Here is a 20293-nt window from a genome sequence, read left to right as displayed (position 1 = left end):
GCCCGACCATGCTGACGATGTATTCCACCCCCTGGTGCGGCTACTGCCACCGGCTGAAGTCGCAGCTAGACCGGGAGGGCATCGGGTACGAGGTGGTCGACATCGAGCAGGACCCGAAGGCCGCTGAGTTCGTGATGAGCGTCAACGGCGGCAACCAGACGGTGCCGACGCTGCGCTTCGCCGACGGCAGCGCCCTGACCAATCCCTCGATCACCCAGGTCAAGCAGCACCTGGGCACCCTCACCGCCTGACCGACCGGTTCCTGTTCGACGAGCGGCCGCCCCCACCCGGGGCGGCCGCTCGTCGTGTCCGGTATCCGTCACCGTCGCGGTGAGCGCTGGCTCCCGCTCGCCACCTGCTGATCGGCGTCGTCGGCCGGGCGCCGCGGCGCCGGCAGGGTCGGGCCGGGCGGTGGTGTGGGCGAGCGGGCGCCGGGCGGCGCGCTGAGGTGCCGGCCCCGCCAGAGGTAGCCGCCGGCGACCAGGGTGGCCACCCCGACCAGCGCGAACAACGCCCGGTAGTCCACGAACCCGACCAGCAGGGCGCCCGCGCCGATGGAGAACGCCTGCGGCCCGCTGACCACCGCCTCGGTGGCGGCGGCGACCCGGCCGACCAGCCCGGGCGGGGTACGCCGCTGGATCAGCGTGTGCAGCCCCACCATGGTCAGCGGAAGAGAGACGCCGGCCAGCAGCACCGCCGCGAACCCGAGCCGCAGATCGGGGTACACGAGCGCCAGCGCGGCCGGCCCGAAGAAGGCGACCCCGGCGGCCAGCGTGCCGACCTCGCCGAGCCGGCGGACCAGCGCGGGCGAGCAGAGCCCGCCGAGCAGCCCACCCACGCCCTGCACGGTGACCAGCACGCCCACGAACGCGGCGTCGCGGTCCAGCCCCTGGTCGACGTACGCGAAGATGAGCGACTCGCTGAAGCCCATCACCAGCGACCCGAGCCCGTAGCCGAGCAGGGCCCGGCGCAGGGCCGGCTCGTCGGCCAGGTGTCGCAGCCCGGCACCCAGCTCGGCGGGCCAGCGCAGCCGTACGGTCGGCGGCGCCGGCTGCGGGGTGGGCAGCGCGGTCACCACGGCGGCCGCGGTCAGAAACCCGACCATGCCGATCCCGGCCAGCGCCCACCCGCCGATCGCCGCGTAGAGCGCCGCGCCGGCCAGCGGACCGATCAGCCGCAGCCCCTGGCGTACGGTCTGCAGCACGCCGTTCGCCTCGGCCAGCAGCTCGACCGGCACCACCTGGCGGATCAGCCCGCTGAGCGCCGCGCTGAGCGTGATGTAGGACAGGCCGTACAGGGCGGCGACCAGGTAGACGAGCCAGACGTCGCCCGCGTCGCGGACCGTGAACAACGGGGTGAGCAGCACCGCGGTGACCAGGTTCGCGGCCACGAAGAACGGCCGGCGCGGGTAGCGGTCGACGAACCAGCCGACCAGCGGCGCGAGCGTCATCGGGGCGATGACGGCGAAGATCGTGGCACCGGCGAGCCCGTCGGAGCCGGTCAGGTCCTTGACCCAGATCGCGAGCGCGAGCAGCAGGATCGACTCGGCGGTCATGCTGGCCAGCAGGCCCCCGAAGAGCAGGCGGAAGTCGGGTCGGCGCAGGACGGTGCGCATGGGTCCCTCCGGCGGGGATGGCGCGCCCGGGGTGGGCGTGGTCGACGGGGCCGCGACCTCGGGGAGCGCCGTCGTCCGGCGTACCCGAGGTCCATTTTTCGCAAGACACGCCCCCGCCGGAACCTCCGACGCCGGTCGCGCCGTCCATACTGACCGTGGGGGGCGAATTTCATACAGTTACCGTCGCGTCTGCGGCGGTCGACGGGAAAGAGGACACCGTGCCTCCTGCCGCACCCAGCCCGATCCTGCGTCGTCGCCGGTTGGGCACAGAGCTGCGCCGCCTGCGCGAGGCCGCGGGCCTCACCGGGGACCAGGTCATCGAGCGGATCGGCTGGGCCTCCGCGTCGAAACTGTCCCGGCTGGAGAACGGCCGCAGCCGACCCGACCCGCAGGACGTCGGGGTTCTGCTCGACCTCTACGGCGCCGATGCGGCACTGCACGAGGAGCTGCTCGGGATCACCGGCGAGGCCGGTGACATGCGGGGCTGGTTGAAGAACTTCCCGGTGATGACGCAGCAGCAGCGCAGTTGGGCCGAGTTGGAGGCGGGCTGCGCGTCGATCTCCGAGTACAACCCGGTGCTGGTGCCGGGGTTGTTGCAGACGCCCGGGTACGCGCAGGTCCGGATCGTCTCGGCCCGTCAGGTGGCCGAGGGCGCCGGTGAGCCGGAGCCCGGCGAGGAGCCCGAGACCGAGGTGCAGGCGCGACTGGCCCGCCAGACGCTGCTCACCCGGGAGCCCGACGCGCCCCGCTACACCGCCGTGCTGGAGGAGGCGGCTCTCGGCCGCCGCGCCGGGCCGCCCGAGGTGCTGCACGAGCAACTTCGCCAGCTCTGCGAACTGGCCCTGCTCCCCAACGTGACCCTGCACGTGCTGCTCCGGGACACCCAGATCGGCAACTGGTTCCTTCCGCCGACCGCGTTCTCCCTCTACCGGTTCGCCGATCCGCTCGATCCGGAGACGCTGGCCATCGAAGGGGGGTTCACCGACGTCATGTCGACCGAGGCAATTGCGCTAAATCGCTATAAAGTGGTGTTCGAGTGGCTATGCACGGCGGCACTTACCGCCTCGGACACCCTCTCCTGGCTGATCGAGGCGACGGGACGGCTGACCGAGGCGGCGCCCCCTTCCACAGTGGCGTTCGGGCCGGCAACGGCGCCGACCCAACGCCGCAGGGCCTCGGGGCGGCTGACGGAACGGTGATCCACGGGGGACCCTCCGTCGGGGCGTGCCGGCACCACTTGTCCCATCGGAGCGGTTCACATCAGGAGCAGACCCATGAACGACATCCGCAACACGCCGTCCGTCCCCGCCCACCGGCTGTCGGACGCCCCGTGGCGTACCAGCACGCGCAGCCAGACCTCCAACTGCGTGGAGGTCGCCCCGCTGGGCACCGGCCCGTCGGCGGTCGCGCTGCGCGACAGCAAGGACCGGGGCGGCCCGGTGCTGCTGTTCAACCGGGCGGGTTGGCTCGGCTTCATCGCCGGAGCGAAGAAGGGCCAGTTCGATCTGAACTGATCCGGTGACCGGGACGGGGCCGTCGGCACACTGCCGGCGGCCCCGTCGCGTCACCCCCCGCCGACCCCGTTGAGCAGCCATCCGCCGATCGGACGAGGCTGGAAACCGATAGGCGCGTTTGAGTTGCTGGGACGAACACGCGGAGTAACATGGCCGTCGAGTACGTGGAACTTCCACACCGGCTCATCCGTCGCGGTTCATCCGGAGACCCTCATGCGGTTCCTGATCGTTCGCACCGACATCCGCGCCGTCGCCGACGGGGACATCGCCGCCGCCTGGGCGGACGGCCATCGACTCCGCGACGAGACGACCGCCCCCGAGCCACGCCGGCAGATCGTGCATGCCGAGGACCGGGACGCCGCGCTGCTGCTGGCCCGGGCACTCGCCACGGTCGGCGCGGTCCGCGCCGGCAAGCAACGGGTCAAGGTCCTGCCACTGGGCGAAGCCCGACCCGCGTTCCGGCACAGACCCGGCCGCACCGTCACCTGACCCACGAGACGTCCGTCGTGGTCGGACCGGCTCCCCCGCCGCGTTTTCGCCCCAGCCGACCACGACGGCCCGTGTTCCCGGCCCGTGACCGCCGCGGCAACGGCGGCCACGGGCCGGGACCGTGTTCACCGGTCGGCGTCCACCCAGCCGTCCAGCCAGCGGTGGATGAGGAACAGCGCGATCGACGACGGCGGCGGCAGGATCAACTGGGCCCCGTCACCCACGTCCACGGTCCTCCCGGCCAACGCCGCACCGATCTCCCGCCGGGTGAACCAGCGGGCGTACGCGATCTCCGACGGGTCGACCTCCACCGGGTCGGTCGGGTCGGCGGTCGCCAGGAAGCCCAGCATCAGCGAGCCGGGGAACGGCCACGCCTGGCTGCCCACGTACCCGACCCGCTCGACGCCGATGCCCACCTCCTCGCGGACCTCGCGCAGCACGGCGGCCTCGGCCGACTCCCCCGGCTCCACGTAGCCCGCCAGGCAGGAGTAGCGCCGGCCGCCCGGGGTGCCCGGCCAGCCGGCGTTGTTGCCGAGCAGGCAGCGCCCGTCCGGGCCGTCGACACCGTCGTGCACCAGCACGATCATCGCCGGGTCGGTACGCGGCCAGATCCGCCCGCCGTTGCGGTCCACCCGGGACCAACCGGCCTCGTCCATCTCGGTCGGTGCTCCGGTGGCCGCCGAGTAGCCGTGCCGGGTGTGCCAGTTGACCAGCGCCAGCGCGGTGGTGAAGATGCCGGCCTCCCGGTCGCCCAGCAGGTGGCCCACCTCCCGCAGGTTGACCGCCCGGGTGCCCGGCAGCACCGGCAGCGGCGTGTCGACCGCGAAGACCGGCACCCCGTCCGGCTCGACACCGAGGAACATCGCGATCGACTCCGACCCGGCCGGCACGTCCGCCGCCCGGAACAGCACCAGCGCCGGAGGGGACGCGTCGGTACGGGCCAGCGTTCGCCCCTCGTCGGTCGAGTCGAGCAGCAGCACCCGGGCGCGCAGCCACGCCTCGGTCAGCCACTGCGCGTCGCCCCGCCGGTGCGCGGCCCGGTCCAGCGTGGACCGGGCCAGCGGTGGCGCCGCCTCCCCACTCACGCCGCACCCTCCGCAGCCGGCACGGGCGTCCGGTTCACTGCTGCACCGGCTCGGTCCGAACCGCGGTCAGCGCGGCCAACCCCGGGGTGACCCGCTCGGCGTCGCCGAGCACCACGACCGCAGCCCGGGCCGGCGCGAGGTAGTGGGCCCCCACCCGCGCGACGTCGTCGATGGTCGCCTTCGCCAGCCGGGCCGCGTACTCGGCGAGGAAGTCCAGACGCAGGCCGTTGCCGGCGTACGCGCTGGTCAACGCGGCGAGCCCGGCCTGGGTGGACATGCCGAGCTGAAGGGTGCCGAGGGCGTACTGGCGGGCCTGCTCCAGTTCCTCGGGCTTCGGCGGGAGCGACGCCAGCCGGCCCAGCTCGTACGTCGTCTCCAGCAACGCCGGACCGGTCACCTCGGTGGCCACCTCGGCGGCGGCGACCAGCACCGACCCGGCCACCGAGTGCTCGATCACCGAGTGCGGGCCGTACGTGTAGCCCTTGTCCTCGCGGATGTTCTCCACCCAGCGGGAGGAGAAGTAGCCGCCGAAGATCAGGTTGGCCAGTTGCAGCGGAGCGTGGTCGGGATCGGTGCGCGGCACGGCCGGCAGCGCGATCCGCAACGAGGACTGGACCGAGCCGGGCCGGTCGACGAGCAGCAGCGGCCCCGGCTCCAACGGCGGGGTGACCGGTAGCTCGGCGGTACGTCCGGCGCCGGCCCAGCCGCCGAGCGCCCGCTCGGCCGCGTCGAGGGCCTTCTCCGGCTGCACGTCGCCGACCAGCACCAGCTGCGCGCCGGCCGGGTGCACCCGCTCGGCGTGCAGGCTGCGCAGCGCGGCCGGCCGGACAGCGCGGATCTGGCCGGGCTCCGGGGTCTGCGTGGCGTACGGGTGCCGACCGTAGATCCGCTTCAGCAGCGCCTCCCGGGCCAGGTGCGCCGGTTGACTCTGTGCCACCTGGATCCGGTCGACCAGCCGGTCCCGCTCGGTGGCCACCTCGCCGCTGGGGTAGCTGGCCCCGGTCAGCACCTCGGCCAGCAGCTCCAGCATCCGGTCCAGGCCGGTGACCAGGCCGGCCCCGGAGAGCATCAGCCGGTCCGGGTCGACGCCCGCCGAGAGGCCGCCGCCCACCTTCTGCAACTCGGCGGCGATCTGCACGCTGGTCATCGATTCGGTGCCGGAGAGCATGGTCTGCGAGAGCATCGCGCCACGGGCCAGGTGGGCCCGCCCGAACGGGACCCAGAGCCGCAGCTCGACCAGGGGCACCGCGGGCCGGCGTACGGCGATCACGGTGAGGCCGTTGCGCAGCGTGCGTTCGGCCTGCTTGGGCACCTTGAGCTTGCGGGTCGGACCGAGCGGGGGCAGCGTGCGCGGCCCGGTGGGGACGGTGGTGGTCATCGGGCACCTCCGGCGATGACCTCGACGGCGGCGCGGCGCTCCGGGCGCAGGGTGGCTGCGGCGGCGCGCACCTGCTCCTCGGTGACCTCGCCGACCAGCCGGGGCAGATCGTTGAGCAGGCCCGGTTCGCCGCGTTGCTGTTCCAGCACGGCCATCCGCAGCGCCCGACCGAGCACCGCGTCGGTGTCCCGCAGCAGGTGGGTCGCCATCCGGGCCTGGGTCCGGGCCAGCTCCCCCTCGGTCAGCCCGTCGGTGGCCAGCCGGTCCAGTTCCTCGTCCATGGTCCGCAGCACCTTGTCCACGTCGCCACCGGGCGGCAGGTGCGCCTGGAGCAGCAGCGCCGTCGGGTCGCGTACGTCGAACGGGTCGCCCATGAAGCCGAGGTAGCCGCCGAGGCTGGTCACCGTCCGGTCGCGCTGGACCAGCCGCTCGACCAGCCGTGACGCGTCGCCGTCGGTGAGCACCTCGGCCAGCACCACGTACGGCAGGTAGCCGGCGAAGTCGGTGACCGGGTCGGGCACCCGCCAGGCGCCGGCCACGGCCGGCAGCGGCGCCAGCGCGTCCGTGTACGAGGTGCGCCGCTCGGTGGTCAGGTCGGGCTCGGTGAAGTCGGGCCGCCGCGGCGCCGGGCGGGCCGGCACGTCGCCGAAGTGGCGGGTGACCAGCTCGGTCGCCTCGGCCACGTCGATGTCGCCGCTGACGGCCAGCACCGCGTTGCCGCTGGCGTAGTAGCGGCGGAAGAAGTCGGCGGCGTCGGCGACGGTCGCCGACTCCAGGTCGTCGAAGGACCCGTAGCCGTCGTGGGCGTTCGGGAAGGTGTCGAACATGACCGGCGGCAGGGTCAGCCAGGGGAAGCCACCGTACGGCCGGTTGAGCACGTTGACCCGGATCTCCTCCTTGACCACGTCGACCTGGTTACGCAGGTTCTCCTCGGTCAGCCGGGGGCCGCGCATCCGGTCCGCCTCCAGGAACAGCGCGCGTTCCAGGGCGTTGCTCGGCAGCGTCTCGAAGTAGTCGGTGTAGTCCAGGTGGGTGGAGCCGTTGAAGGTGCCACCGGCGCCCTGCACGTGCCGGAAGTGGGCCAGCTTCTCCAGGTTTTCCGAGCCCTGGAACATGAGGTGCTCGAAGAGGTGGGCGAAGCCGGTGCGCCCCTCCGGCTCGGACCGGATGCCGACGTCGTAGACGACCGCCACCCCGATCACCGGGGCACTGCGGTCGGGGGTGAGCACCACCCGCAGGCCGTTGTCGAGGGTGAACCGCTCGACCGGGTACTTCGTCGCTGGAATTCTGGATCTCCGCGTCGGCACGGAATCGACCCTAGCGCGTCGGCACCTCCACCACCGGCGACCTCCGCGGAGCCGCTGCCACCGGGTCGGCAACCGGGGTCGGCAGCTTCCGGGCCGGGCTTGGCGTGCCCTATCAAACTGGTGGGAGATACCGACATATCTGGGACGCGCCGTCTCGGCATGTGGATGAGTCTTGACGCTGCGTGCGACCTGCCCCAGTCTTCCTACCAAGTAAGTAGGAATACTGCGGATTGGATGGACGATGAGACGGCTCCCCCTGCGCCGGATGGCCACCCTGGCCACCCTCGCCGCCCTCGGCGCGGCGACCCTGGGCAGCACCGCCGCGTGCGGCGACGACAGCGAGGGCGCGGGCGGCGGCTCCGGCCCGGTGACGCTGCGGCTCGGCTACTTCCCCAACATCACCCACGCGCCGGCGGTCGTCGGCGTGGAGAAGGGCATCTTCGCCGAGAAGCTCGGCGCCGACGTGAAGCTGGACCCGAAGACGTTCAACGCCGGCCCGGCCGCCATCGAGGCCGTCTTCTCCGGTGCGCTGGACGCCACCTACATCGGCCCGAACCCGACCGTGAACGCGTTCTCCAAGTCCAGGGGTGAAGCGGTCCGGGTCGTCTCCGGCGCCGCCTCCGGTGGCGTGGCGCTCGTCGTCAAGCCCGGCATCAACGGCCCGCAGGACCTGAAGGGCAAGAAGGTCGCCACCCCGCAGCTGGGCAACACCCAGGACGTGGCGGTCCGCTACTGGCTCAAGCAGCAGGGGCTGACCACCACCAAGGAGGGTGGCGGCGACGTCAAGATCGTGCCGCAGGAGAACGCCCAGACGGTGGAGACCTTCAACAGCGGCGCGATCGACGCCGCCTGGGTGCCCGAGCCGTTCGTCTCCCGGCTGGTCAACGCCGGCGGCAAGGTGCTGGTCGACGAGCGGGACCTGTGGCCGGACAAGAAGTTCGTCATCACCAACCTGCTGGTCAGCACGAAGTTCCTCAAGGCACACCCGGACGTGGTGCAGAAACTGGTCGACGGCCAGGTGGCCGCGAACGAGTTCGTCAACAGCAAGCCGGACGAGGCCCAGCAGGCCATCTCCGAGGCGATCGGCAAGATCACCGGCAAGCCGCTCGACCTGAAGCTGATCAAGCAGGCGTGGCCGACCTTGGAGTTCACCAACGACCCGATTCCCAGCTCCCTCAAGGCCGGGCTCGACCACGCCGTCGAGGTGCAGCTGACCGACCCGGTGGACCTCAAGGGCCTGTACGACCTGACGTACCTCAACAACGCGCTCAAGGCGCAGGGCAAGCCCGAGGTCGTCCAGCCATGACGTCGACCACGACGACGTCGGGGAGCGCGACCACCGCGGTCGCGCTCTCCGACGTGACCAAGGTGTACGGACGCGGAGCGAACGCCGTCCTCGCCCTGGACGGCGTGTCCCTGGACGTGGCGCCGGGTGAGTTCGTCTGCCTGGTCGGCGCCTCCGGCTGCGGCAAGAGCACCCTGCTCAACCTGGTCGCCGGGCTGGACCGGCCCAGCGGTGGGCAGATCGCCCTGGCCGGCGACGCCAACCCCGGGCTGATGTTCCAGGAGCCGGCCCTCTTCCCCTGGCTGACCGTCGACGGGAACGTGGATGTCCCGTTGAAGCTGCGCGGGCTGCCCCGCGCCGAGCGGCGCGCGCGGGTCGCGGAGCTGCTGCGCACCGTGCACCTGGCCGACTTCGGTCGCAAGCGCCCGCACGAGCTCTCCGGTGGGATGCGGCAGCGGGTCGCGCTGGCCCGCACGCTGGCCCTGGACACCCCGGTGCTGCTGATGGACGAGCCCTTCGGCGCGCTGGACGCGATGACCCGGGACATCCTGCACGACGAGTTGGAACGGATCTGGTCCGAGCGCGGGCTGTCGGTGCTCTTCGTGACGCACAACGTCCGCGAGGCAGCCCGGCTGGCCGACCGGATCATCCTGCTCTCCAGCCGACCCGGCCGGATCATCTACTCCACCACGGTGGACATCCCGCGACCACGGCGGATCGACTCCCCCGAGGTCGCCGCCATCGCCGCCGAGGTCACCGAGCGGCTCCGTACGGAGGTGGGCCGCCATGGCCAGTGACACCCTCACCGGCGCGGCGCGCACCGACGCGCAGATCTCCGGCCTCGACGCGCTGGAGATCGCCGGCCGGGAGAAGGAGATCTCCCGGGGCACCCGGATCTGGGCGGCCACCTGGCCCAAGCTGGCCGCGCTGGCCATCGTCATCGCGGCCTGGCAGTTGGTGGTCTGGTCGGGCTGGAAGCCGCCGTACTCGCTGCCGGCGCCGCTGGTCGTCGGCCGCGAGCTGCTGACCCAGGCCCAGGGCCCCCAGCTCTGGGAGGGCCTGCTCACCACGCTGCGCCGGGCCGCCGTCGGGTACGTCTTCTCGGTCGCGGTCGGCCTCCTCCTGGGCCTGGCGGTGGCCCGGTCCACGGTGCTCCGGGCCGCCATCGGCTCGATGATCACCGCGCTGCAGACCATGCCGTCGATCGCCTGGTTCCCGCTGGCCATCCTGCTGTTCGAACTCAGCGAGAAGGCGATCTTCTTCGTGGTGGTGCTCGGCGCGGCGCCGTCCATCGCCAACGGCGTGATCTCCGGTGTGGACTACGTGCCGCCGCTGCTGCTGCGCGCCGGCCGCAACCTGGGGGCCCGGGGCCTCAACCTCTACCGGTACGTGATCGCACCGGCCGCCCTGCCGGCGATCGTCGCCGGGCTCAAGCAGGGCTGGGCGTTCTCCTGGCGCAGCCTGATGGCTGGCGAGCTGATCGTGGTCGGCATCTCGCAGACCTCCCTCGGCGCCCAGCTCACCTACTCCCGGGAGCTGTCCGACGCACCCTGGCTGCTCTCCACCATGATCGTCATCCTGGTGCTGGGCCTGGTCGTGGATGCCGCGTTCGGTGCGGCCGACAAGGCGATCCGGCGCCGCTGGGGTGTGCTGGACCAGGCTGGTCAGTGACGTGTACGTCTCCGCGCGCAGCGACTACGCCCTCCGGGCCATGCTCGCCGTCGCCGCCGCCGAACCCGACGGTGGCGGTGGCGGTGGCGACCTGGTGAAAGCGGCCAGCCTGGCCGAGGTGCAGGAGATCCCGCTCAGCTTCCTCCAGGGCATCCTGCTGGACCTGCGCCGCGCGGGCCTGCTGCTCAGCCATCGCGGCACCGAGGGCGGGTACGCGCTGACCCGAGCGCCCGACGAGATCACGGTGGGGGACGTGCTGCGCGCGGTCGGCGGCTCGCTGACCACGGTACGCGGGCTGCCGGCCGAGCGGGCCGGCTACCACGGGGTGGCCGCCGGGTTGACCGACGTCTGGCTGGCGGTGCACGGGGCGATCGCCACGGTGGTGGACCGCACGACCCTGGCCGACCTGCTGACCCGCAGGTGATCGAGGGTGGTGCGGCGTGGTCGGGCCGGTGCCCCGCCGACCCGACCACGCCTCGTGCCGATCCGGACCGGGCCTGCCCCTCCGCCGGCACCGGTCGGTCCGGCCGCTGCTCAGCCCACGTGCGCGACCGTCGGGCCGGAGCCCGGGTCGCCGGGGCTGTGCAGCTCCACCAGGCCGGCGGGAGCATTGCCCGCCGGGGTGGCGTGCCAGGGCGCGAAGGCCGCAACCATGGCGAGCAGCAGCCCGGCGAGCGCGACCGCGACCACCAGGATCAGTTCGCGCAGCGCCCCCGAGCCGGCTTCGCCCGCCATGGTCACCCCTTCCATGCCGGGCCCCCCGCCCGGCATCCCCCCGGTGGTCAGCTTCGACCACGGTTCCGCGGAACACAGTCAGCCAGCCGACCCAGCCGAGGCTGATTACCGACTCAGAGGACGACGCGACACACGGGGTCCTCGCCCACCCCCGCAGACAGACCGACCCGCCCAGCCGGAGCTGGGCGGGTCGGTGCCTGCGCGAAAAATCAGGCGATGCGGGGGCGGCGCGGGCGGCGGGACCGGCCCGACGCGCGGTGCGCCGGGCGGGCGGCGCCGTCGGCGACCGAGCCACCAGCGGTACGTCCCCGACCAGCGGGCGCCGGCGGAGCGGCGATGATCACTGGCACGCCGGAGGGCTCGCGGGCACCGGTCACCCGGGCCAGCGCCTCGTCACCCGGGCGGACCTGGACCGACTCGGGCCGGATGCCGGCGGTGGCCATCAGCCGGGACACGTCGCGGCGCTGCTCGGGCAGGACCAGGGTGACCACGGAGCCGGACTCCCCGGCCCGGGCGGTGCGGCCGCCCCGGTGCAGGTAGTCCTTCGCCTCGGTCGGCGGGTCCACGTTGACCACCATGTCCAGGCCGTCGACGTGGATGCCCCGGGCCGCCACGTCCGTGGCGACCAGGGCGGTCACCTGGCCGTTGCGGAACTGCTCCAGGATCCGGGTGCGCTGCGGCTGGGACTTGCCGCCGTGCAGCGCGGCCGCGCGTACCCCCTTGGAGAGCAACTGGCGGGCGAGCCGGTCGGCGCGGTGCTTCGTACCCATGAACAGGATCGTGCGGCCCTCGCGGGCGGCGATCCGGGTCAACGCGTCGGGCTTGTCCACCGCGTCGACGTGCAGCACGTGGTGGGTCATCGCGGTGACCGTGGCGGTGCCCGGGTCGACCGAGTGGGTCACCGGGTTGCTCAGGAAGCGGCGGACCAGCCGGTCCACGCCGCCGTCCAGGGTCGCCGAGAAGAGCATCCGCTGCCCCTGCGGCGCGACCTGCTCCAGCAGTTTGGTGACCTGCGGCAGGAAGCCCATGTCGGCCATCTGGTCGGCCTCGTCCAGCACGGTGATCTCGACCTGGTCCAGTCGGGCGTCACCGCGGTTGATCAGGTCGTGCAGCCGGCCGGGGGTGGCGACGACCACCTCGGCGCCGGCGCGTAGCGCGTCCGCCTGGCGCTGCAACGACAGCCCGCCGACGACGGTGGCGCAGCGCAGCCCGACGGCGCGGGCGTACGGGGACAGCGCGGTGGTCACCTGCTGGGCAAGCTCCCGGGTCGGCACCAGCACCAGAGCCAGCGGGCGACCCGGCCGGGCCTTGCGGCCGGCGGTGCGGGAGAGCAGCGGAAGCCCGAAGGCGAGGGTCTTGCCGGAGCCGGTGCGACCCCGTCCGAGCACATCCCGGCCGGCGAGCGAGTCGGGCAGCGTGGCCGACTGGATCGGGAACGGCTCGGTGATGCCCTGCGCGGTCAGCGCGGTGAGCAGCGCCGGCGCCAGACCGGTATGGGCGAACGAAGGAATAACTGTGGTCACGCAGGAGCCTTCCTCGACGCGGCACGTGTCGAGGGAGGGCGCCGAGGACGGCGCTGTCACCAGCGGAAAAAGGCCGCCAGGACTCACAAGCACGAACCGAAGGGGGTACGGGCCGGCCCGCCGCCGGGTCGCCGCCTGCGTACGCAGGTCGACGACGGGGCGGGCCGGTCCCGTCACCGCCACGCCCGGAGGGCGCGACAGGTAATGCTGGCCGATCCGAAGATCAGAGCGGGCGGATGTTCTCCGCCTGCGGGCCCTTCTGGCCCTGGGTCACCTCGAACTCGACCCGCTGGTTCTCGTCCAGGCTCCGGTAGCCGGAGGACTGGATCGCCGAGAAGTGGGCGAAGACGTCAGCGCCGCCGCCGTCCGGGGTGATGAAGCCGAAGCCCTTGTCAGCGTTGAACCACTTCACGGTGCCAATAGCCATGTGTTTCGTCTCCTTGACGGAACGTCGGACTCGCACTTGTTGCGAGCCCGAAGAGGAGCGCTCCGCGCGGGAATGCGCGAATCGCCTGTCGCTTCTGGTCGCCCCGCCCGGAGAACTCCGGACACAACAAAGAGCGCCTGGGGCCACAATCCCGCCAGGCGCACACAGAGTCTCTGGTAACCAAAACTGCAACCCGTTCAACCTACCACGGATTTTCGCGCCGTGGTCAATGTTGGACGGAATCTTCCGGCAGCTTGGCGATCAGGGCCGTGAGGCCGGTCACGTCCAGCAGGTCGGCGGGACGGACCGTGACCCCGTGCCGGACGTAGTGGAACGCCGCCCCCACCCGGTCGACCGGCACGCCGGCCAGCTCCGCCCAGGCCAGCCGGTAGACCGCCAACTGCACCGCGGCCACCTCCGCCGCCGGGCCGGTCGGCTGCGCACCGGTCTTCCAGTCCACCACGTCGAACCGGCCGCCCGGCCGCGCGAAGACCGCGTCCATCCGCCCCCGCACCACCACCCCGGCGATCACCGTGGCGAACGGCACCTCCACCTCCACCGGCACCCGGTCGGCCCACTCGCTGGCCAGGAAGCGCTCCTGAAGCTCGACGAGCGCCTCGTCCGGTGCGGCGTCCGCATCGGCCGCGCCGGGCAGTTCGTCCACGTCGAGGAGCCGGTCGGCGCCGAACCGCTGTTCCAGCCAGGCGTGGAAGGCGGTGCCCCGGCGGGCGTACGGGTTGGGTTCGGTGGGCACCGGGCGGCGCAGAGCGCGGGCCAGCGCCGCCGGATCACGGCGCAACGCGACCAACTGGGTGACGCTCAGCTGCCCGGGCAGGGCCACCTCGACCGCGCCGGAGAGCCGGGTCAGCTCGGCCCGCTCGGCCAGCAGCAGGTCCGCCTCACGCTGCCAGCGCGCCACCTCCGGATCGGACTCCGGTTCGACCGGCGCACCGGCGTCCACCACGTCCGCCGGGCCGTCGGTCATCAGGCGGCGGACGAGCCCGGCCGCCTCGGCCAGCGCCGGCCGGCGGCCGCCCAGCGGGTCGGCCGGCCACTCCGCGCGGAGCACCACCTCGGCCGTCGGGTTCGTCGCGTCCGGAGTCGGCTCCGGCGCCCACGCGTCGACCAGGTGCCCCGGGCCGCCGTCCAGGCAGGCGTCGTACACCTCACGCAGGAAGACCGACGGACCGCGCGGACGCTTGGTCCCCTCCCCCCACCAGTAACCGGAGCAGAGCAGCAGCCGGCGCGGCCGGGTGACCGCCACGTACGTCAGCCGCCGTTCCTCGCGCTCGTCGTGGGCCCGCCAGGCGTCGGTGAAGTCGCTCACCGCCCGGGCCACGGCCCGCTGGTCCGCCGCCTCGTCCAGCGCCAACTCGGGCAACCCGTCGGCGTCGCCGCGCAGCGGGAACGGCAGGACGCCCAGCCCGCCCAGCCAGTGGTCGGAGTTGCGCACCGGCCCGGGCCACAGCCCTCGGCCCAGCCCGGCCACCGCCACCACGTCCCACTCCAGACCCTTGGCGGCGTGCGCGGTGACCACCTGCACCGCGCCCTCCACCACCTCGACCTCGCCCGGGGCGAGACCGCGCTCCTCGTCCTCGGCGGCGGCCAGGTAGGACAGGAAGCCGGAGAGCGTCGCTCCCGGCGTCTCCCCGCTGAACCGGGCCGCCACGTCGCCGAGGGCGTCCAGGTGGCCCCGGGCCAGGCCGGCGTCGCCGGCGCCGTCCCGACCGGCCCGTACGGCGACCTCAACGTCCAGGCCGATGGTCCGCTCGATGTCCGCGATCAGGTCCGGCAGAGACTGGTCCAGCCGGTAGCGCAGCAGCGCCAGCTCCCGGCCGTACGCGCGCAGCCGCGCGAAGCCCTCCGCCGAGTACGCCTGCGCCGGGCCGAGGTCGGCCAGCGCCTCCACCAGGGTCGCCTCGTCCAGCAGGTCGGGGGTGATCTCCGGTGTGTCGTCGGCGGCCACCTGTCGCCGGGCGTTGGCGATGGAGCGGGCCCGCCGGTGCAGCGCCACCAGATCGCGCGGCCCGATCCGCCAGCGGGCGCCGGTGAGCAGCCGCAGCAGCGCCGCCCCGTCGGTCGGGTCGGCCAGCACCCGCAGCGTGCAGACCACGTCGCGTACCTCGGGGGTGTCCAGCAGGCCGCCCAGCCCGACCACCTCCACCGGAAGGCCGCGCTCGCGCAGCGCCGACTCGATCGCCGGGATCTGGCTGCGGACCCGGACCAGCACGGCCGTGGTCGGCCGCTGCGCCACCGGGATGTGCTCGGGCACCGCGCCGGGCATCCGCGCCGCGCCGCGCCAGGCGGCGAGCACGCTGTCCGCGATCCAGGCCGCCTCGTCGGCGTACGTCGGCAGCAGCGCACAGTGCACCGTGCCGCCGGCCGCCCCGCCGGGGCTGCGGTGCGGGATCGGGTCCCGGACGGTCAGCGCGGAGCGCAGCTCCGGCACCCGGGCGCCGGCCGCGCGCAGCGGGGTGGACAGGGCGTTCGCCACCCGCAGGATCTCCGGACGGTTGCGCCAGCTGGTGGTGAGCCCGAGCGCCTCGGCCGGCCGGCCGTCGGTCCGGGCGAACTCGGTGGGGAACCGGTCCAGGGTGCCGGCGCTGGCCCCCCGCCAGCCGTAGATCGACTGGCACGGGTCACCCACCGCGGTCACCGGGTGCCCGCCGCCGAACAGCGCGTTGAGCAGCACCACCTGGGCGTGGCTGGTGTCCTGGTACTCGTCGAGCAGCACCACCCGGTAGCGGTCCCGCTCGATCTCACCGACCCCCGGGTGGTCCCGTGCCACCCGGGCCGCCCGGGCGAGCTGGTCGGCGAAGTCCATCGCCTCGAAGTCCAGCTTGCGCCGGGCGTACGCCCGCACCAGCGGCAGCAGACGCAGCCGGGTCTGTTGCAGGGCGAGTGCCTTGCGCACGTCGGCGTACACCCGACCCGGCCGGGACTGCACCTCGGCGAAGAACCGCCCCGTCCAGGCGGCCAACTCGTCCGGGGCGACCAGGTGCTCGTCCAGCTCCCCGGCGAGGGCCAGCACCGCGTCGGTGATGGTGCTCGGCATCCGGTCCACCTCGGACATGTCACCGTCGTAGTTGCGCACCAGCAGGTCGACCAACTGCCAACGGGACGCCTCGGTGAGCAGCCGGGTGGACGGCTCGTAACCGGCCCGCAGCCCGTGCTCGGTGACGATCCGCCCGGCGTACGAGTGGTACGTGGAGACGGTGGGCTCCCCGGCCAGCGGATCGTCCAGCGGGTCCCGGCCCTGCCGGCCGAGGCGGCGGATCAGCTGGTCGAGCCGGGTTCGTACGCGGTGGGCCAGCTCGCCGGCCGCCTTGCGGGTGAACGTCAGCCCGAGGATCTGCTCCGGCCGCACGTACGAGTTGGCCACCAGCCAGACCACCCGCGCCGCCATCGTCTCGGTCTTGCCGGACCCGGCCCCCGCGACCACCAGCAGCGGCTCCACCGGGGCGGCGATGATCGCGGCCTGCTCCCGGGTGGGCGCCGGCAGCCGCAGCAGCTTGGCCAGCTCCACCGGGGTGTACCGGGGGCCGGCGTCGGCGAGTCGGGGCGCCGGCGCCGGACCGGCGCCGAACAGGGCGGGCTGGGTCACGGCGCGGTCTTGGTTCGCGACTGCGGGGCTCGCAACACCGGCTCACTCCTCGCGCTCACGGCGCGGTCCTGGTTCGCGACTGCGGGGCTCGCACGCTCACTCCTCGCCCTCACGGATGCTCCGGGTGGTCGGCGGCTCGACGACCTGGCGCCCCTGCCCGGAAACCGGGCAGCTGGTACGCACCGGGCAGACCCGGCACTTCGAGTTGGCCACCGCGGCGAACGTGGCAGCGGCCATCGTATCGGCGGTCCGTCGGACCAGCGCGGTCGCCCAGCCGGCCGCGGGGCCCTCGCCGACCGCCGGCTGGTTCTGCTCCCTGGCGTCCTTGGCGGAGGTGCCGAGCTGCACCAGGGCGGCGCCCCCGGACTCCTCGCCGAACTCGGCGAACGCCCCCGCCTCCACCGCCGCTTGGTAGGCGCCGAGCTGCGGGTGCTCGGCCAGGTCGGTGCCGGTGACCGCGGTGGACTTGCCGGTCTTCAGGTCGATCACCACCAGCCGCCCGTCCTCGTCGACCTCCAGCCGGTCGACCCGGCCGGTCAGGTCGACCGGCCGGTGCGGATCGTCCAGGCGGACCGCGAACTCGTGCTCGATGGCGAGCAGCCGGCGCGGATTGGTCGCAAGCCAGCGCAGCAACTTGTCGACCATCGCCTCGGCGCGCTCCCGCTCCGGGCCGGCCATCCACCGGGCGGCCAACTCGATCGCGTCGAACCGGGCGGCCACGTAGTCGAGCAGGGCGCCCCGGTCGGCGCTGGCGTCCTCGGCGAGCATCGCGGCGGCGTGCACCAGGTTGCCCACCCCCTGTGCGGTGCTGGTCGGGCCGCTGCCGCCGTGCCGTTCCAGCAGCCAACGCAGGCTGCACCGCAACGCGCTCTCCATCGCCGACGGGGTGACCCGCACCGGCTCGCCGTCGTCGACGAGCGGCCGGTCGTCGGAGAGCGCGCGCAGCCCCCACCAGTCGTCCGGATGCGCGCCGGGCACACCGGCGGCGGCGAGCCGGGCGAGCTGGGCCGCCGCGGCGCACCGCCGGAGCGTCGGCGCGGCCGGGTCGGTGATCGCGGTACGCAACTCGGCGACCAGCGCCGGCAGGGTGAGCGCCCGAGGTGGACGGGTGACCGGCAGCGCGCCGGGCCGGTCCGGCTCGCCGTCGCCGTCCTCCCCCACGGTGTCGGTCCCGCCCTCGGTGGGTGCGCCGTTCGAGCTGCCGCCGCCGGCGGGACCACTGGGCGGCGGGCCGGTACGCGGACCGGGCGGTGCGGGCGGGTCGACCGGCCCGGCGCCACCCGGCGCGGTGGGGGGCGCGGTCGGACCCAGCTCGTGCAGGAACCGGCTCGGCTGCTCCTCGTGGTCGTCGCCGCCCACCGCGGCCGATGCCACGGCGGTGACCAGCAGCCGGTGTCGGGCCCGGCTGACGGCGACGTGGAAGAGCCGGCGTTCCTCGTCCAGCAACGCCGAGGTCTGACCCACCACATTCGCCGCGGTGGCGCCGCCGACGGACCGGCCGGCCAGCACGTCGACCAGTCGCTCCGAGCCGAGCAGGCTGCCGCGCAGGCGCAGGTCCGGCCAGATGCCCTCCTGCACACCGGCCACCGCGACCAGCTCCCACTCCAGGCCCTTCGCGGCGTGCGCGGTGAGCAGCCGCACGGCCGCACCCCGGTCGGCGGTCGGGGCGATGGTGTCCGCCGGCAGGTCCTGACCGAGCACATGGTCGAGGAAGACCTCGGCGCGGGCGCCGGGAAGCCGGTCGGTGAACCGGGCCGCCGCGTCGAAGAGCACCAGCACGGCGTCCAGATCCCGGTCGGCCGCCTCGGCCCGCCGCCGCCGGGCCAGGTCCCCCTCGCCGGCCGCCGGCTGACCGTGGCCGATCGCGCCGGCCCAGCGTTCGGCCAGCCCACTGGCGTGCCAGACGGCCCAGAGCACATCCTCGGCGGTCGCGCCGGGCCGGGCGGCGGCGGCCCGGGCGGTGGCCAGCAGCCCGGCAACCGCCTGCGCCGGCTCCGCCCACCGCCGCTCGATGCCGTCCAACTCGGCCGGGTCACGCAACGCCTCGACGATCAACTCCCCGGACGGGCGCCGGTCCCCGCCGGCCAGCGCCAGAGCGCGCAGGCCCTGCCGCAGCCGCCGCTCGGCCAGCGGGTCCGCCCCGCCCAACGGCGAGTGCAGCAGCGCGACCGCCGCCTCCTCGTCCAGACTCTCCGGCTCCAGCGCGCAGCGCAGCAGAAGCAGCAGCGGGGCCACCGCCGGTTGCAGGTGCAGCGGCAGGTCCTCGCCGTGCACCACGGTCGGTACGCCGGCGGCGTGCAGCGCCCGTTGCAGGGTGGGGAGCTGCAACGCGGTCGACCGCACCAGCACCGCCATCCGCGACCAGGGCACTCCGTCGAGCAGGTGCGCGGAGCGCAGCGCGTGCGCCAGCCAGGCCGCCTCGCTGGTCGCCGAGCGGAACGTGTGCACCTCGACGACGCCGGCCGGGGCATCCGGCAACGGGTGCAGCCGGCGGTGCGCCGCCGGACCCCGCAGCCGGCGGCCCAGCCGGCCGATCGCGGCGAGCAGGCCCGGCCCCGCCCGGTAGGACGTGGTCAGCAGCACCTGCGCGGCCGGCGCCCCCGAGGCCGTCCGGAACCGGTGCGCGAAGGTGGTCACCCCGGCCGGGTCGGCGCCGCGGAAGGCGTACGTGGAGGAGTCCGGGTCGGCGAAGGCGACCAGCGGCTTGCCACCGCCGGCGATCACCGAGAGCAGGTCGAGCTGGGCGGGGTCGGTGTCGGCCAGCTCGTCGACGTACACGTGGGCGAGACGGCGGCGCTCGGCGGCGAGCAGCTCCTCGTCGTCGCGCAGCAACCCGGTGGCCGCCCGGACCAGCTCGGCCGGGTCGTACGCGATCGAGCCCCGGTTGCTGACGTCGCGCAGCGCGAGCACCGCGACGTACTCCCGCAGGAAACGCGCGGCGGCCGGCCAGTCGGCGCGGCCGAGCTTCTCGCCGAGCCGGGCCAGGTCGGCCGGGCCGATGCCGCGCTCGGCCGCACGCATGAGCAGGTCGCGCAGCTGCCCGGCGAAGGCTCGGGTCCGCAGGGCCGGTCGTAGATCCGTCGGCCAGCCGACCGGATCGTCCTCGGGCTCCTCGCCCACCACATCCAGCAGCTCGCGGATGATCAGATCCTGCTCGGGGCCGGTGAGCAGCCGGGGCGACGGCTCGCCACGTTCGGCGGCGGCCCGGCGGAGCAGGCCGAAGGCGTACGCCGGGAAGGTGCGCACCAGGGGCTCGCGCAGCACCCGGTGGCCGTCCTGCGCGACCCGGGCCTCGATGCGCTGGCGTAGTGCGGTGGCGCCTCGGCGGCCGAAGGTCAGCACCAGGATCCGTTCGGGATCCACCCCCTCGGTCACCCGGGCGGCGACCGCCTCGACCAGGGTGCTGGTCTTGCCGGTGCCCGGCCCGCCGAGCACCAGCATCGGCCCGTCGGTGTGCCCGACCACCTCGGCCTGCACCGCATCGGCCCGCCAGCCGACCCCGTCGGCCCCGGACCCGGCCGCCGGCTCGCGCCCCTCGGGGCCGACCGCTCCGATCGGGGCGGACAGCGCAACCCCGCCGACGGGCATGGCGCCGCCGTCAGACACGCCGGCGGCGGCGGACTCGACGCCGCCGGAAGCCGCGCCCCCGTCCCCCCGCGC

General features: G+C 74.0%; 17 protein-coding genes. 8 read left to right on the top strand and 9 right to left on the bottom strand.

Annotated elements, in window-relative coordinates; translation table 11 throughout:
- Nucleotides 1-8: 8 nt before the first annotated feature.
- Entirely contained in the window at nt 9-251 is a 243-nt protein-coding gene (locus EAD98_RS03835; RefSeq protein WP_121652694.1) for a mycoredoxin, read from the top strand.
- A 68-nt stretch (nt 252-319) separates the two neighbouring features.
- Here EAD98_RS03835 and EAD98_RS03830 read toward each other — a convergent pair whose 3' ends face one another.
- On the bottom strand, nt 320-1615 hold the full coding sequence (locus tag EAD98_RS03830) for an MFS transporter (RefSeq protein WP_121652686.1): 1296 nt from the start codon (nt 1613-1615) through the stop codon (nt 320-322).
- A gap of 218 nt (nt 1616-1833) precedes the next feature.
- On the opposite strand from EAD98_RS03830, the gene EAD98_RS03825 reads away from it, so the two are divergent.
- The 3 genes from EAD98_RS03825 to EAD98_RS03815 all read left to right on the top strand — a co-directional run bounded on the left by EAD98_RS03825 (nt 1834) and on the right by EAD98_RS03815 (nt 3618).
- On the top strand, nt 1834-2814 hold the full coding sequence (locus tag EAD98_RS03825) for a helix-turn-helix transcriptional regulator (RefSeq protein ID WP_121652685.1): 981 nt from the start codon (nt 1834-1836) through the stop codon (nt 2812-2814).
- Nucleotides 2815-2889: 75 nt separating this feature from the next.
- Nucleotides 2890-3129, top strand: coding sequence for a DUF397 domain-containing protein (locus tag EAD98_RS03820; RefSeq protein WP_089019109.1), 240 nt, complete (start codon nt 2890-2892; stop codon nt 3127-3129).
- 213 nt (nt 3130-3342) lie between these two features.
- Entirely contained in the window at nt 3343-3618 is a 276-nt protein-coding gene (locus tag EAD98_RS03815; protein ID WP_121652684.1) for a hypothetical protein, read from the top strand.
- A gap of 125 nt (nt 3619-3743) precedes the next feature.
- On the opposite strand, the gene nudC is transcribed toward EAD98_RS03815, so the two are convergent.
- Genes nudC through EAD98_RS03800 form a run of 3 tightly spaced genes read right to left on the bottom strand, consistent with a single transcriptional unit; the run spans nt 3744 to nt 7388 of the window.
- Complete coding sequence (gene nudC, locus EAD98_RS03810; protein WP_121652683.1) at nt 3744-4703, bottom strand: NAD(+) diphosphatase; 960 nt, start codon at nt 4701-4703, stop codon at nt 3744-3746.
- A gap of 34 nt (nt 4704-4737) precedes the next feature.
- Nucleotides 4738-6081: a pitrilysin family protein gene (locus EAD98_RS03805; protein ID WP_121652682.1), complete on the bottom strand. Its 1344-nt coding sequence runs from the start codon at nt 6079-6081 to the stop codon at nt 4738-4740.
- Nucleotides 6078-7388, bottom strand: coding sequence for a pitrilysin family protein (locus tag EAD98_RS03800; RefSeq protein WP_121652681.1), 1311 nt, complete (start codon nt 7386-7388; stop codon nt 6078-6080). Before EAD98_RS03800 ends, EAD98_RS03805 begins: the two co-directional genes overlap by 4 nt.
- A 241-nt stretch (nt 7389-7629) precedes the next feature.
- Between EAD98_RS03800 and EAD98_RS03795 the strand changes: the two genes are divergently transcribed.
- From EAD98_RS03795 to EAD98_RS03780, 4 genes are read left to right on the top strand one after another with little or no spacing between them, the layout of a single operon-like run.
- Nucleotides 7630-8694: an ABC transporter substrate-binding protein gene (locus EAD98_RS03795; RefSeq protein ID WP_121652680.1), complete on the top strand. Its 1065-nt coding sequence runs from the start codon at nt 7630-7632 to the stop codon at nt 8692-8694.
- A complete protein-coding gene (locus EAD98_RS03790; RefSeq protein WP_121652679.1) occupies nt 8691-9470 on the top strand; it encodes an ABC transporter ATP-binding protein in 780 nt (259 codons plus the stop codon). The genes EAD98_RS03795 and EAD98_RS03790 overlap by 4 nt, the downstream gene beginning before the upstream one ends.
- Nucleotides 9460-10344 carry an ABC transporter permease gene (locus EAD98_RS03785; RefSeq protein ID WP_121652678.1) on the top strand — a complete coding sequence of 295 codons (885 nt, stop codon included), beginning with the start codon at nt 9460-9462 and terminating at the stop codon, nt 10342-10344. The genes EAD98_RS03790 and EAD98_RS03785 overlap by 11 nt, the downstream gene beginning before the upstream one ends.
- 1 nt (nt 10345) lies before the next feature.
- A complete protein-coding gene (locus EAD98_RS03780; RefSeq protein ID WP_121652677.1) occupies nt 10346-10768 on the top strand; it encodes an Rrf2 family transcriptional regulator in 423 nt (140 codons plus the stop codon).
- Nucleotides 10769-10878: 110 nt separating this feature from the next.
- On the opposite strand, the gene EAD98_RS03775 is transcribed toward EAD98_RS03780, so the two are convergent.
- From EAD98_RS03775 to EAD98_RS03755, 5 genes are all read right to left on the bottom strand, one after another.
- Nucleotides 10879-11079 (bottom strand): hypothetical protein, encoded by a 201-nt coding sequence (locus EAD98_RS03775; protein WP_121652693.1) that lies wholly within the window; start codon nt 11077-11079, stop codon nt 10879-10881.
- Between the two features lie 209 nt (nt 11080-11288).
- The gene (locus EAD98_RS03770) at nt 11289-12602 is read right to left on the bottom strand and encodes a DEAD/DEAH box helicase (protein WP_121652676.1); all 1314 of its coding nucleotides are present in this window, start codon (nt 12600-12602) and stop codon (nt 11289-11291) included.
- Between the two features lie 223 nt (nt 12603-12825).
- The gene (locus tag EAD98_RS03765; protein WP_007464836.1) at nt 12826-13029 is read right to left on the bottom strand and encodes a cold-shock protein; all 204 of its coding nucleotides are present in this window, start codon (nt 13027-13029) and stop codon (nt 12826-12828) included.
- 226 nt (nt 13030-13255) lie between these two features.
- Nucleotides 13256-16633, bottom strand: a complete 3378-nt coding sequence (locus EAD98_RS03760; protein ID WP_121652675.1) for an ATP-dependent helicase — start codon at nt 16631-16633, stop codon at nt 13256-13258.
- A 96-nt stretch (nt 16634-16729) separates the two neighbouring features.
- Nucleotides 16730-20221 (bottom strand): ATP-dependent DNA helicase, encoded by a 3492-nt coding sequence (locus EAD98_RS03755; protein ID WP_121652692.1) that lies wholly within the window; start codon nt 20219-20221, stop codon nt 16730-16732.
- Nucleotides 20222-20293: the final 72 nt, after the last annotated feature.

This window comes from Micromonospora sp. CV4, assembly GCF_003667455.1.
Classification (GTDB): domain Bacteria; phylum Actinomycetota; class Actinomycetes; order Mycobacteriales; family Micromonosporaceae; genus Micromonospora.
Note: the sequence above shows the minus strand (reverse complement) of the source record. Positions and strands in the feature narration are given on the sequence as shown.

What these genes read in the sequence shown, in the direction of transcription:
- EAD98_RS03815 (WP_121652684.1), top strand. Translation starts at nt 3,343, where the DNA reads ATGCGGTTCCTGATCGTTCGCACCGACATCCGCGCCGTCGCCGACGGG.
- EAD98_RS03820 (WP_089019109.1), top strand. Translation starts at nt 2,890, where the DNA reads ATGAACGACATCCGCAACACGCCGTCCGTCCCCGCCCACCGGCTGTCG.
- EAD98_RS03765 (WP_007464836.1), bottom strand. Translation starts at nt 13,029, where the DNA reads ATGGCTATTGGCACCGTGAAGTGGTTCAACGCTGACAAGGGCTTCGGC.
- EAD98_RS03790 (WP_121652679.1), top strand. Translation starts at nt 8,691, where the DNA reads ATGACGTCGACCACGACGACGTCGGGGAGCGCGACCACCGCGGTCGCG.
- EAD98_RS03795 (WP_121652680.1), top strand. Translation starts at nt 7,630, where the DNA reads ATGAGACGGCTCCCCCTGCGCCGGATGGCCACCCTGGCCACCCTCGCC.
- EAD98_RS03830 (WP_121652686.1), bottom strand. Translation starts at nt 1,615, where the DNA reads ATGCGCACCGTCCTGCGCCGACCCGACTTCCGCCTGCTCTTCGGGGGC.
- EAD98_RS03775 (WP_121652693.1), bottom strand. Translation starts at nt 11,079, where the DNA reads ATGGCGGGCGAAGCCGGCTCGGGGGCGCTGCGCGAACTGATCCTGGTG.
- EAD98_RS03835 (WP_121652694.1), top strand. Translation starts at nt 9, where the DNA reads ATGCTGACGATGTATTCCACCCCCTGGTGCGGCTACTGCCACCGGCTG.
- EAD98_RS03785 (WP_121652678.1), top strand. Translation starts at nt 9,460, where the DNA reads ATGGCCAGTGACACCCTCACCGGCGCGGCGCGCACCGACGCGCAGATC.
- EAD98_RS03805 (WP_121652682.1), bottom strand. Translation starts at nt 6,081, where the DNA reads ATGACCACCACCGTCCCCACCGGGCCGCGCACGCTGCCCCCGCTCGGT.
- EAD98_RS03755 (WP_121652692.1), bottom strand. Translation starts at nt 20,221, where the DNA reads ATGCCCGTCGGCGGGGTTGCGCTGTCCGCCCCGATCGGAGCGGTCGGC.